Annotated in this window: 13 protein-coding genes; 12 read left to right on the top strand and 1 reads right to left on the bottom strand. The window is 45.5% G+C overall.

The window, feature by feature from the left end; genetic code table 11:
• Window positions 1-271: 271 nt before the first annotated feature.
• Window positions 272-1,705: an integrase family protein gene (locus V6Z81_09995; protein MEG9862796.1), complete on the top strand. Its 1,434-nt coding sequence runs from the start codon at window positions 272-274 to the stop codon at window positions 1,703-1,705.
• A gap of 420 nt (window positions 1,706-2,125) precedes the next feature.
• Here the strand turns inward: V6Z81_09995 and V6Z81_09990 are convergent, their stop codons facing one another.
• Window positions 2,126-2,575, bottom strand: coding sequence for a helix-turn-helix transcriptional regulator (locus V6Z81_09990; GenBank protein MEG9862795.1), 450 nt, complete (start codon window positions 2,573-2,575; stop codon window positions 2,126-2,128).
• Between the two features lie 182 nt (window positions 2,576-2,757).
• Here V6Z81_09990 and V6Z81_09985 point away from each other — a divergent pair, with 182 nt between their 5' ends.
• From V6Z81_09985 to V6Z81_09935, 11 genes are all read left to right on the top strand, one after another.
• Entirely contained in the window at window positions 2,758-2,979 is a 222-nt protein-coding gene (locus V6Z81_09985; protein ID MEG9862794.1) for a helix-turn-helix domain-containing protein, read from the top strand.
• On the top strand, window positions 2,976-3,446 hold the full coding sequence (locus tag V6Z81_09980) for a hypothetical protein (GenBank protein ID MEG9862793.1): 471 nt from the start codon (window positions 2,976-2,978) through the stop codon (window positions 3,444-3,446). The genes V6Z81_09985 and V6Z81_09980 overlap by 4 nt, the downstream gene beginning before the upstream one ends.
• Before the next feature lie 2 nt (window positions 3,447-3,448).
• Window positions 3,449-3,769: a hypothetical protein gene (locus V6Z81_09975; GenBank protein MEG9862792.1), complete on the top strand. Its 321-nt coding sequence runs from the start codon at window positions 3,449-3,451 to the stop codon at window positions 3,767-3,769.
• Window positions 3,766-4,629 (top strand): ATP-binding protein, encoded by an 864-nt coding sequence (locus tag V6Z81_09970; protein MEG9862791.1) that lies wholly within the window; start codon window positions 3,766-3,768, stop codon window positions 4,627-4,629. The genes V6Z81_09975 and V6Z81_09970 overlap by 4 nt, the downstream gene beginning before the upstream one ends.
• Before the next feature lie 22 nt (window positions 4,630-4,651).
• Window positions 4,652-5,236, top strand: coding sequence for a hypothetical protein (locus tag V6Z81_09965; protein MEG9862790.1), 585 nt, complete (start codon window positions 4,652-4,654; stop codon window positions 5,234-5,236).
• Window positions 5,237-5,246: 10 nt separating this feature from the next.
• Complete coding sequence (locus V6Z81_09960) at window positions 5,247-7,964, top strand: Hint domain-containing homing endonuclease (protein ID MEG9862789.1); 2,718 nt, start codon at window positions 5,247-5,249, stop codon at window positions 7,962-7,964.
• A gap of 164 nt (window positions 7,965-8,128) precedes the next feature.
• A complete protein-coding gene (locus V6Z81_09955) occupies window positions 8,129-8,326 on the top strand; it encodes a DUF6511 domain-containing protein (protein ID MEG9862788.1) in 198 nt (65 codons plus the stop codon).
• On the top strand, window positions 8,326-9,096 hold the full coding sequence (locus V6Z81_09950; GenBank protein ID MEG9862787.1) for a hypothetical protein: 771 nt from the start codon (window positions 8,326-8,328) through the stop codon (window positions 9,094-9,096). Before V6Z81_09955 ends, V6Z81_09950 begins: the two co-directional genes overlap by 1 nt.
• A complete protein-coding gene (locus tag V6Z81_09945) occupies window positions 9,093-11,279 on the top strand; it encodes an AAA family ATPase (GenBank protein ID MEG9862786.1) in 2,187 nt (728 codons plus the stop codon). Before V6Z81_09950 ends, V6Z81_09945 begins: the two co-directional genes overlap by 4 nt.
• Before the next feature lie 349 nt (window positions 11,280-11,628).
• Window positions 11,629-12,129 carry a hypothetical protein gene (locus tag V6Z81_09940; GenBank protein ID MEG9862785.1) on the top strand — a complete coding sequence of 167 codons (501 nt, stop codon included), beginning with the start codon at window positions 11,629-11,631 and terminating at the stop codon, window positions 12,127-12,129.
• Between the two features lie 714 nt (window positions 12,130-12,843).
• On the top strand, window positions 12,844-13,104 hold the full coding sequence (locus V6Z81_09935) for a hypothetical protein (protein MEG9862784.1): 261 nt from the start codon (window positions 12,844-12,846) through the stop codon (window positions 13,102-13,104).
• Window positions 13,105-13,265 lie beyond the last annotated feature (161 nt).

Raw genomic sequence — 13,265 nt, 5'->3', positions numbered from 1 at the left:
TTGACCTGGCTGCGATTAAGCTCTATAATGACAGCAATAAAGGCTAATGTTTTAAATGTTTCTCGGCTTTTACTTATGTTTCTAAGCTTTACGTAAACTATTGTTTTTTTATGAAAAACGCAAAAAAAAACATAGTTTTTTATATAAAGCGTTAAAAGTTTGTTTCTGTATTGCAAAAAGTATACAATACATAAAACAGCACACATAAGCACATAAGCCAAGCGGTTAAAGATTAGTTTTTTCTACTAAGCGAGAAAGGAGTACAACAGACATGTTAACAGACAAGCAAGTAAGAAACTTTAAGCCAAAAGAAAAAGAATACTACATAACAGAAAAAAAAGGCACAAAAAATACAGGCAGCCTACTACTACGAGTCACACCAAGAGGTAAAAAAGAATTTCATTTCGGTTATTATCTTAACAGCAAATATAGGAAAAAAATAAAAATCGGCGACTATAAAGCCAATGCGAACGACTTCGGCGTAACTCTGGCAGAAGCCCGGGCACAAGCTAGCGAATATTCGCTACTGGTAAGGCAGAGAGTCTGCCCAAAAGAACACAAGCAAGACAAGCTAACGCATAAGTTACGAGAAGAAAAGAACAGAAGAGAGCTAGGCAGCCTGTCTGATCTTTTTAATGCTTATATTATCTGGTTGAAAACGCACGAGCGCAGGTCTTGGACGCATGCGGAATACAATTTAAAGCACTATGTGCTTGAACCGTTCCCGGAGCTTGCCAATAAAATAGCGTGCAATGTAACAACGGATGACTTAATAAAAGTATTAAAAAAAATGATGGACGAAGGCATTACGACAACAGCAAACAGAGTGCGTGGCATTATGCACGCTGCATACAATCGAGGAATATTACAAGACAATGATCCCCGTACATATCTTAACAAGCCTATAAAATTCGCTATACCTTTCAACCCTGTCACATGTATCCCAATTCAGGCAGACTGGGAGCGAGTTCGAGACAGATTTTTAACAGAAGAAGAGCTGCACCACTTCTGGAAGTCGTTGCCCGTTTATCAGTCGGGCGCACTTGTTGACACGGTTGACAACGTAAAAATTGAAAAGCATGTAAAAGGGGCGTACAAGATGTCGCCGTTATTTGTCTTATACTTTAAGCTGCTTTTCAGTATTGCGGGCTTACGTGTTGAAGAGTTGGCAAAAGTAAAATGGGAGTATGTGAACTGGGATAAAGCAGAGCTAGGGCTACCGCCGGAAATACTAAAAACCGGGCGAGAAATAAAACGCTGGCATATGTTACCGTTGTCTAGTTTGTCGTTGGATTTGCTGGCCGAATTGCACAAGCTGACAGGCCATACGCCTTTTTTATTTCCAGCATCACACAAGGGTGTAGTATTTAGAATGGATAAGTATGTCAGCAAAGTCGGGCCAAGCCAGGCACTCAAAAAGCATATAAACACGCTTAAAAGCATGGGGCAGGCCGATAACTTTGAGGCATTTTACCCAAAAGATTCTAGAAGCACATGTAAGACACTTATGGGCGAGGCCGGTATCTGTAAAGAAGACAGAGACAGAATACAAAACCACACTATAAGCGACGTTTCAAGCAAACATTACGACCGCTATAGTTATTTTAAGGAAAAGCAGGCGGCAATAAATACGTGGGAAAAATATCTACGCTGGATTATTGCAGGATGTGATAAAAAAACACGGCCGACAAGCGAAGCCGCATAAGCGGACGAGGACAAAAAAAAGAAAGCTGTACATTGTTCACAGCTTTCTTTTTTTTTTTAGAATGTAATGCTATTCTATTGCGGGCTGATGACTGGCCAGCCAGTCAAGTATTTCAGATTCAACCCAGACTACGTTTCTAGTACCCATTAACTGCCGACGCCGTGGAAATAACCCGCTTTTCTCCAGCCGCCAGGCGGTTGTGCGACTAATGGGTACTATATTTTGCACTTTCTTCCAGTGCAGCAGCCTAGCTGGCTGCGGGTAGCTTTTTGGGGCTTTAATGCTAACCATAATTTTTTTACATTTCCTTTTTTTTGTATTTGTAATTAACTAAGCTTGTTTATTTATTATTTACATTAATACAAATAAAAGTCAATTTTATTATTTATTAAAATAAATAAATGTAAAAAAGTAAAAAAGCTATTCATTTTTACCTATTTCTATTACTCTTTTACACGCTTCAATTATTGAACCTTTTAATAAATGCGATGGCTTGCCCGTCCGTTGCCAATTAATATATTGATCTGTCAGAGCATTTATAACGCCTATCACCTCTATAAAAGTGTTATTTTCATTAGCTTTTTTAAGCTTTTGTAGGTCGTGACTTTTTGTAACCGTATCGCCATGAAGTAGCCAGCCTCTGTCTACTCTTAGATGTCTGGCCAGCTCATCCCAGTTAATTTTATAGCTACCTTGACTTTGGTCTTTTTCTAATTTGTCTATAGTAGACAAAGCTACGCCGGCAAAGTCTGAAACATATTTTAACGTTAGTTTTTTCTCCTGTTCTTTTCTTTTGTGTGCTGTCAGCCTTGCCCATTTTAAACGCTTGCCCAGCGTGTCTAGTGTGTTTAATGTGCCTGATTCGCTCATTATTTTTTTCCTTGCTTGCTCTTTAAACCGGTAAATATTGCCAACTATTAAATAAAAATAAATTATAAAATAGTAGAAAATGTTGTAATTTTATGTAAACATTATACGACGCTTTATTGAAAGCTGTAAAAAAAAACGTCATATAAAAAAAACATATCAATAACAACAGGAAACTTATATAAATGACTGAAAAGCATTTAACACAAAGCCAACTAGCCGAACGTTGGGGCATGGCAAAAGGAACGCTAGCCGCCTATCGTACGCAAGGAAAGGGGCCCCGCTATTTAAAAGCGGGCGCTAAAGTGCTGTACAGACTGCAAGATGTAGAGGCATACGAACAAGAGCGCATATACGGCAGCGTCTCAGAGTTTCGGGCCAACACAGCAAAAGAGGTACAGTTATGAGTATGTCTCTTGAGTATGCGCAAAGCCTAACGGCCGAGGAGCTTATCAGCCTATCGCCTGATGTTTTGATGGAGCTGCAAAAAAAGGCACAAGAAAACCTAGAACGAGCAGAATTGATCAGTGAGTTTATTGCCGGTTCCATCACTTTAAAATATCAGTGGCGGGAGAAAACTGTACGGCACGAACAAAGCAAGGAAACAGGGACAGTACGCTTTATAGACGGCGACGTGTATATAACTTCAAACATTCCCAAGCGCATCTTATGGGACCAGAAAAAGCTAGCTGAGATTTTCCAACGCCTTAAAGATTCAGGCGAAAAACCTGGGGATTTCTTAGACGTCACATACAAAGTATCGGAACGTAAATATAACGCTTGGCCGGAATCATTGCGTCAAGTTTTTACAACTGCTCGCACTTTAAAAACTGGGAAACCTGTCTACCAACTCCAAGCAAAAGAAGAAAAATAAACATGGAAGAGCAGAAAACGATAACAAAAAACGATAAAAAAACAACGGCTTGCCCGAAACATTATAATTTTTTAGTGGAAAATTTGCCGGAGCTGGTTGAGGTTTACCCATACAAAGACGCACATTGTTGTGAGCTGGTGGATATTAAGAAAGCATCGGTAAACGATATAAAAAACGCTACCGACAATCTAGAAAGAAGAATTATAAGCATGTTAAAACAGAAAAAAGCGCTTGATACTTTGCTCGACTTAAACAAAATGATTGGGGCTTTACCTACTGACGAAGCTTTGCCATTCTGCAAGCGAAAGGAGTGCCGGGCATGAGTTTTCCTATAATAACCGCCGACCAACGCCTCGCAGAAAAGCGAGGCGTAAGCGGCTGTATTTTTGGCCGCTCGGGTATTGGTAAAACTAGTTTACTCTGGTCGCTTGATGAGAAAAAAACGCTTTTTTTTGACCTTGAGGCCGGGGACCTTGCTGTTGAAGGTTGGGAGGGTGACACAATACGGCCAAGAACCTGGCCAGAATGCCGAGATTTTGCCGTGTTTATCGGCGGGCCTAATCCAGCGCTAAGGGATGAGCAACCGTACAGTCAAGCACATTTTGAAGCCGTATGTGAACGCTTTGGCAATCCAGCCGTGCTCAATAAATACGACACTGTTTTTGTTGATTCTATTACCGTGGCGGGCCGCCTGTGCTTGCAATGGTGCAAAGGTCAGCCGCAGGCCATGAGCGAACGAACCGGCAAACCAGACAGCCGTGGCGCTTACGGCTTGCACGGGCAAGAAATGATAGGTTGGCTTACTCACCTGCAACACACTCGCAACAAAAACTTGTGGTTCGTTGGCATTCTGGACGAGAGGCTAGACGACTACAACAGAAAAGTTTACGCACCGCAAATTGATGGCGCTAAAACTGCACTAGAATTGCCAGGTGTCGTAGACCAAGTCATCACGTTAGCAGAGCTTGTAGACGACAATAGCGTCCCCTATCGTGCCTTTATCAATCACACCTTAAACCCCTACGGTTACCCGGCCAAAGATCGAAGTGGGCGCCTGGATATGATTGAGGCGCCACACCTTGGCAAGCTAATGAAAAAAATACACGGGCCAGCAAAGCCAATAAAAGAGCGCTTGTCGTTTAAAAAGCATAAAGCGCAGCCAGCCGACAAGCCTAACCAATAACAAACACTAAAGAAAAACAACTATGACTATATGGAACGATTTCAACGACGCAGAAGACGCGCAAGTATTTGACATTATCCCGGCTGGCACTCTAGCTCGTGTACGTATGAGCATAAAACCGGGCGGCCATACCGATGCGGCACAAGGTTGGACAGATGGACTAGCCACGCTAGGACAGACGGGCGCCGTATATCTTAGCGTCGAGTTTGTTGTACTGGAAGGTCCGTACGCTCGTCGCAAAATATGGGGGCTTATAGGCTTATTTAGCCCAAAGGGGCCGGAGTGGGCCAACATTGGCCGCAAGTTTATAAAAAGTATCTTGAATTCCGCTTACAGGCTTTCCCCGTCGGACGATTCGCCAAGAGCACGACAAGCCCGTTGTATAAAAGACTTTACAGCCTTAGACGGGCTTATGTTTGCTGCAAAGATTGGAATAGAAAGAGACCGAAATAACGAAGACAGAAACGTTATAAAACTTGCAGTTACTCCAGAACATAAAAAATACTCGGAGATAATGGGGCCGGACGGCGCTCCAATCGCACAACCAACAGCCCCAACAGCGCCAACAGCCCGGCCAGCACCAAGTCGGCCTAGCTGGGCACAGTGAGGAGCGCTTGATGATTCTACGACCAAGGCAGCATACCTTTGTAAAGCGCAGCATTGCTGCGTTAAAAGAACATAAAAACACGCTAGGCGTAGCGCCTACGGGATGCCATGCAAAAGGCACCCCCATTTTACTATACGACGGAACAGTAAAATCGGCAGAGGATATACAGGTCGGCGACCAACTTATGGGGCCGGACAGTCAGCCCAGAACAGTGACAGAGCTGCACACAGGGGTAGACAGCCTATACAGAATAACACCAAGTAAGGGCGGGTCTTTTACAGTAAACAGGGGGCATATACTTTCGCTTGCTAACGAAAAAAAAAAAAATAAAAACACTGCTACGTTAAACGACGATGTAGTCAACATTAGCGTAGCGGGCTATCTTTGTAGCCCGTCTTGCTTTAAAAAAAAGTATAAGCTTTACCGGGTGGCGGTAGATTTTAAGCCAGTGCCGCAGCCGCCTATTCCGCCGTATCTTCTCGGCTTACTGCTTAGCGATAGGGCATTAAAATCGAACGGCGCCTCGCCTGCTATCGCTACTATTAATTTCGATATTGTCCAGTATTGCCAGCAAATGGCCGACCTGCTGGGCCTAAAACTGGAAATGCGGGCAACGCTGGGCAGGCCTGGTAAGCTTTGCTACTTTAAACGCAAGGAAGACGGCGCAAACAATATACTAGCCGAACACTTGGCCCGCCTTAATCTCTACGGCTTACCAACTAGTCAAAACTTTATACCCGCTATCTATAAAGCAGGCGCACGAGAAATCCGGGCTAGCCTGTTAGCGAGCCTTATAGATGTCGGCGGTTATAAGGACGTTGGCCGCATCGAGTACGCAACAGACAGCAAACAACTTGCACACGACGTCGTTTTTATTGCGAGCAGCTTAGGATTGCAGGCTAGTAAAATTACAGCGCCATGCGGGGCGTGCAATAAATACAAATTTTTTATAACCGGTGATTTTAATGACATCCCGATAAAAAATAAAAGTCTTGTAATACAGAAAAGCACACGCAGCCAAAAAACCTACACTGCCTTTTCGGTCAAGTTTGCAGGAAAGGGGAGTTTTTACGGCTTCACCGTAGATGGTGACAATCTGTATTTGATGGGCGACTTTACCGTAACACACAACAGCGGCAAAACGATCATGTTGTCCGGGGTGGCGGGCCAGTTTTTAGAAGGTTCTAGCGGCAAGGCGTGCATACTTGCGCATCGTGACGAACTAACAGAGCAAAATAGACAAAAATTTTCATTAGTAAACCCTAATTTAACGACATCCGTCTTTAATGCAAGCTGCAAGGATTGGTCCGGCCAAGCCGTCTTCGCCATGGTCCAGACACTGTGCCGAGATGCAAATATAAGCACAATGCCGCTTATAGATCTGCTGGTAATTGATGAGGCGCATCATGCTGCCGCTGCTACTTATCATCGCATTATTGAAACAGTAAAAAAAAATAACCCCGCTGCGGCTATCTTTGGTGTGACAGCCACGCCTAACCGGGGAGATAAAAAAGGTCTGCGCACGGCTTTTACTAACGTGGCAGACCAAATAACGCTACCGGAACTAATCGCTTCCGGCCATCTGGTGCCGCCTAAAACCTTTGTTATTGACGTCGGCACGCAGAAGGAGCTAGCGCACGTTAATCAAACGGCCGCCGACTATGACATGGAAGCCGTAGCCGCCATCATGAACAAAGAGACAGTAACAGACGCAGTTATTGAACATTGGCAAGAAAAAGCAGGCGATAGGCCTACCGTTGTTTTCTGCTCTACCGTCAATCATGCACTAGACGTTCATAAGGCTTTTAAAAACGCCGGAATAACTGCCGAGGTAGTTTACGGCGACCTGCCAAAAGATGAACGCCGAGAAGCGCTAGAGCGGTTTGAAAAAGGCCAGTCACAAGTAGTAGTCAATGTCGCTGTACTTACAGAGGGCTTTGACTATCCTCCAACAAGCTGCGTCGTACTTTTGCGACCAAGCTCTCACCAGTCCACAATGGTTCAAATGATTGGCCGGGGCCTGCGTATCGTTAACCCGGAAACATATCCAAACATTACAAAAACTGATTGTATTATTCTTGATTTTGGTATCAGCGTTATTTTACATGGAACACTAGAGCAGGATATTGACCTAGGCGGACAAGACGGCGAAGACGACAAAGGCGAGAAGCCTACCAAGCTCTGCCCAGAGTGTGAGGCCGTGGTGCCTATAGCGTGCCGTATATGCGCTCTTTGTGGCTATGTGTGGGAGAAGGAAGAGCAAGAGGACAAAGAACCGGATATACACGACAATTTCAAAATGATTGAAATTGACCTGCTTGAACGTTCGTCTTTTTGCTGGTGTGATCTGTTTGGGGATGATGCTGCCATAATGGCAACAGGCTTTACAGCCTGGGCCGGAATTTTTTGCTTAGACGGCCTCTGGTATGGCGTCGGCGGTGGTAAAAATGTACGAGCGGCTTTAATAGCCAAAGGTGAGCGGTCTGTATGCTTGGCGGTCGCTAATGACTGGATGAACACCTACGAGACAGAAGACGCCGCCAAAAAGTCTTTAAGCTGGTTGTCTCAATCGCCAACGGCGGGGCAGCTCAAGTACCTGCCATCGGCCTTTCTTACAGATTTCGGGCTAACTCGTTACCGGGCTTCTTGTCTGCTGGCTTTCCGATTTAATAAAAAAAGCATCCAGGCTCGCATATTTGCAGCCGCTAAAAAGAGCAAAGTAACATAAGCGTGGCTTGTTTTATCTGCCTTAAACCGGTGCGAGGTTTTGGTTGGTCATCACCAAAGCCTCGTTTTTTAAGCGAACAAAAAAAACAGGCGACAATTAAGTGTTATTTCTGTTCTTTTGCCTGCCAAGATATTTTTTATAAATGCATAAATAAGGACAAATTAATGAAAGAACTGCAAACAATGGAACAACAAGCTCGTGAAAAAACCTTGCAACCGTTAGCCGACTATGTAGTAAAGATTGGCATGAGTAAAGGGCTAGAGAAGTATAGTAAAACAGAGATTGAAGGATTAATAAAAGTTGTAACAGATAGCTATAAAAAATATTTGAACGAATTGCTGGAAGAGGATGTGCCCTTTTAATGCTTAATTTTAACCATAAACCTACACTATCTGAACGACTAACGTCGCTTATTGACGAGGCGCTTCAAGCAGAAAGGCAAACGACGAGGCGAGACTATCTAGGTGCCTCACGCTTGGGCGTAGCCTGTGATCGTGCTTTGCAGTATGAGTATTTACACGCACCAGTAGACAAGGGGCGCACGCTTAAGGGGCAAACGCTGCGTATCTTTGCCGCCGGGCATGTGTTTGAAGAGTTGGCAGCCAACTGGCTACGCTTAGCTGGCTTTGCGTTATTTACCGAAACCGAAAACGGCCAGCAATACGGCTTTAACGTAGCGGGCGGGCGTATTCGTGGGCATATAGATGGAATCATTGCAGCCGGGCCACAGTTGGCAGAGTTGGCAGCTGGCAAGTACCCCGCACTATGGGAGACAAAGTCGTTAAACAGCAAGAGTTGGAAAGACACAGTCAGAAAGGGCGTTACCCTTTCCAAACCTGTCTACGCTGCTCAGATTGCTCTTTATCAAGCCTACATGGAGCAACAAGTACCCGGCATATCACAAAACCCGGCATTATTTACCGCTATTAATAAAGACACTGCCGAGCTTTACTTCGAGTGGGTGCCATTTAACGGCGAGCTGGCACAGCGTTCCTCAGATCGTGGCGTAAAAATTATAACCGCTAGCGACGCCGACGAACTACTACCCAGAGCTACAGCCGACCGGGCTTGGTTTGGGTGTAAATTCTGCCCTTGGCAGGACAGGTGCTGGCAGGAGATAGACGGACGATGACTGATAATATTACTTGGCTAGATTTTAACGACGCACCAGACCAGACACCAGAAAATGAAATAATTGATACAGAAGAAGCCCGTACAGCCTTGTTGGAAAGGTTGCCGGAGGTGCTTAAGCATTTATTTCCAGCGGGTAAGCGGCTGGGCAATACATTTGTTGTCGGTGATCTTCAAGGCCATCCCGGTAAGAGTCTTACAGTTAATCTTGAAGGCAGTCGGCACGGCCTCTGGTACGATTTTGCCACAAGCGAGGGTGGCGACGTCTTTAGCCTTTGGGCAGGTGCTCGAGGTATGGATACTGCGTCGTGTTTTCCTGAGGTGCTTTGTGATATCGGTGCCTGGTTGAATTTACAACCGGCAAAGGCCAGAACGATATCAGCACCTAAAAAAAACGTTTGCCAACTGGACACGCTAGGTCCGCCTTCGTGTAAATGGAATTACACGGACTCGGACGGCGGTTTAATTGCTTGCGTTTATCGCTACGACACTCCAAGCGGTAAGCAGTACCGGCCATGGGACGTTAAGAAAAGACGCAACGCAGCACCCAGCCCAAGACCATTATACAACCAAACTGGTTTAATTGCATCTGCTAGTGTCGTATTAGTTGAAGGTGAGAAGGCGGCTGACGCACTTATCCATAAGGGAATAGTAGCCACAACAGCTATGAACGGCGCCAGCGCACCTGTGGATAAAACCGACTGGCGACCGCTAGTTGGCAAAAATGTGACCATCTGGCCGGACAATGACGAGGCCGGAAAAGCTTACGCACAAAAGGCGGCCAAGGCTATCGCAGAAGCTGGCGCTAGAACAGTGGTTGTTATGTCATTGCCGGATGGTTTGCCCATAAAGTGGGATGCTGCCGACGCAGTAGCAGAAGGGCGAGACATTAAGCGCTTTATTTTAGATAGCCCAATGACAGCTATTAAAGACAGGGCCGGACCACCGGTACAAGGCTTGTGTACCCTGTTTAAGGATGGCAGCTCAATGCCATTGGACTTGATTGAGCCCCGCATATTAACCCCGGGGGGCCTGCTCGTTTTCGGTGGTGCTGCCAAGGTAGGCAAAACAGACTTTTTACTTAATTGGCTAATCCAGTTGGCAGCCGGTGAACCTTTCTTAGGAATGCGGCCGCCTCGTCCTTTGCGCATCTACTACTTACAAGCCGAAATTGATTACCACTACCTACGAGAACGTGTACAGGGCATCCCGCTGTCTGAGGAAATAAAAGACAAGGCCGGGCCGAACATGTCTATAACATCACGTTTTAAAATGACATTGAACGACAATGGAATGGAGTGTGTACGGATGGGCTTAGAGGAGTTTAACGCAGCCGGACAGATGGACCTACTAGTTATAGATCCTATTCGCAATATATTCGACGGCGGACCAAGTGGTCACAGTGAAAACGACAACAACTCTATGATGTATTTCTTACAGGAGCGTGTCGAAAAACTGCGGGATTCTATTAACCCAGAAGCGGGGATAATACTAGTTCACCATACTCGGAAGTTAGCCAAGCAACAAGTAAAAGAGGACCCTTTTTTAGCTTTCTCTGGTGCTGGTAGCCTTCGTGGCTACTATTCTTCTGGCTTGCTGCTCTATCGTCCGGACGAAGAATCAAACGACAGAAAACTTGTATTTGAACTGCGTAACGGTTCGGCACCTGCTACCAAGACGTTGTGTAAAAGTGAAGGGCAGTGGAAGGAAATAACCCCAGTTAGCGAACGACTAATACAACAGGATTACGGGGAAAAGCTAGACGCCGAGCGGGGCCGCAAGCGTGACATGATTATACAATTGTTGTCGGATGAGGCGATAGCGGGGCGAGTATATACCAATAACCAGTTCGCAGACGCCTTCGAAGGGGAGGCAGGTCTAGGCGGTCACAAGACTATTAGAGAGCGGCTGTCGGTTTTATCTACTAAAGGGCATATAAAATTTTTCAAGAATTCCAAAGACTACGGGCTGCCGCCTGCTGCTCGTAGCAAGTTCGGCTACATCTGTGTAGAGGGCATGATATTCCCGCCACCTGCGTCGGATAATCTTAAAGAAGACGACGCTAGACAAGGCTGGCTACATATAAAGCCAACGCACTACCGGTGCCCGCAAACTGGTGCGGTCTTACCGGTTGAAAATCCCGACGTCTGGGTAACAAGAGACGGGGCGGAAATTGGCGGCTAAAAAGTGCTTAAAATAGGTAGAAGTAGATGGCAAAACCGTCTAATTTTCTGCCATCTGCCATCTACTTGTTAAAGGTAATCGTTAATAATCAATAACTTGCAATTTTTACGCAGTTGGCAGAGATAAACGACACCGGTTATGGGTGCAACTGCCGGAAACCTATATATATCAAGGGTTGTAGGGGTATTTCCAGATAGGAACCCTAACCCCCTATATACTTATATATAAGTAATATATAAGTTACTTATTTTTAGAATAAGTAACATATTACTTATACAAGTATAAGTGTGTAGGGGTTTCTCGGTGTGCGTGTGCGGCTGACTTTCCGGGAGTTCTAGGGGGGAGCGGAATGGAACAAACAGAAGACGACAACGAGCGGCTCACAGTGCTGGCGCTTGATCTTGGTACACAGACTGGCTGGGCGGTTCAATCGCCTGCGGGGGTGGTGACTAGTGGGACGGTTAACTTCAGGCCTACCCGGTGGCAGGGGGGCGGAATGCGTTACTTGAAGTTTGCCCGCTTCCTGACTGAGCTGCACGAGACTGCCGGGCCGTTTGGTGTGGTGTATTACGAGGAGGTCCGGCGGCACTTGGGGGTGGATGCTGCACACGCTTACGGGGGATTCCTGGCGCACTTGACGGCATGGTGTGAGAAGCGGGGGATACCCTACGAGGGTGTACCGGTGGGGACCATCAAGAAACACGCCACCGGGAGGGGAAACGCCACCAAGGCGCAAGTACTTGAGGCGGTACGCCAGCACGGATACAGGCCAGAAGACGACAATGAGGCCGACGCCTTGGCGCTGATGCTATGGGTGTTTGAAAATATCGTGCAGGGGGTAAAAAATTAAAATAAGCGTTTTAAAGCCGTTTAAGGGCTGCTAATTGGCCCGGGTATCCATACCTATAGGGCACGCTGTTAGCGCTCCAAAATGACACGTTAAAACGGCTTACAGAGAATATATAGAGAGGTGTTTGAGGTGTTATATTAGAATTCTTTAGCAAGCAGGCGCTCAGAACTTTTAGCTGGCAATTGCCTGGGGATTAGTTGGCAGAAGTTGGCGGCAGTCAGTTGGCAGAAGTTGGCAGGCGGCAGTAGTTTGACGTACCCGGCCTGCTGGCGGGCCATATTCAACACTGTATACTTATTCAAAAGAAGCCGTCGGCAGTGGTGATATATAAGACAATAGACAGCTAATCTAATAGTGATTATTTTTATTTTTTTTCGCAGTTTTTGCGGATAAACATGCCGTTAACTTTCCTTAATTGTACGACTATCAAATAGTAATTACTGAAAACAATCGGCCGATTAATAAAGTCTATTGTCGTATGCTCTCTTGAGCCGTGCCCGCTTACAAGGTAAAAAGCAGGATAAGCCAACGCAGACAACACTAAGAAACAAAGCAACGAAGGTCGTATAAAATATACGTCTAATAAATATATAACTTGTGCGGTTATTTTATGTTCTGTAATGTGATTTACAAATAATCGGCAAGCATAAAAAAAACGGCCTACATAAAAAACTATAAAGCGATAATGCTGCGGAGTAATAGGGACTAAAAGCAATGAATAAAAATACAATAATCAACGCAGTCATTACGGCGCTCTGTGCTGCAATGTTGGCGGCCTGCGGCTTTGTTATCAGCTTGGGGAACAGAGTGACCGCCATAGAGAAAGATTTTATAACGGACACGTTATTCTATGAGAAAATTAACCAACTAGAAAAGCGCCTAGCGGTTCAGGAGGTGCGGGAGCTGCAAGCGATAAAGCGGCTGGCAGAGTTTGCAAGCCGTCGCAGGCAACCGGAAAATAAAACGACAAATTAAATTTGTAGTAATGCTTTCTTGCACGTTCGACGAAGTTAGGCGAAATTTGTCTATTTTATGCGAAGTTATGATAATTTGGACGACGTTCGGCGAAGTTAGACGACGCAAAGCAGGCTAAAAAGGTACTTCCGGGCCGCTTGCCGTATACGGGTGCGAAAGAC

The sequence above is a fragment of the Parvularculales bacterium genome (assembly GCA_036881865.1).
In the GTDB taxonomy this organism is placed as follows: domain Bacteria; phylum Pseudomonadota; class Alphaproteobacteria; order JAPOUT01; family JBAJNM01; genus JBAJNM01.
This window is presented reverse-complemented; position numbering and strand designations above follow the sequence as displayed.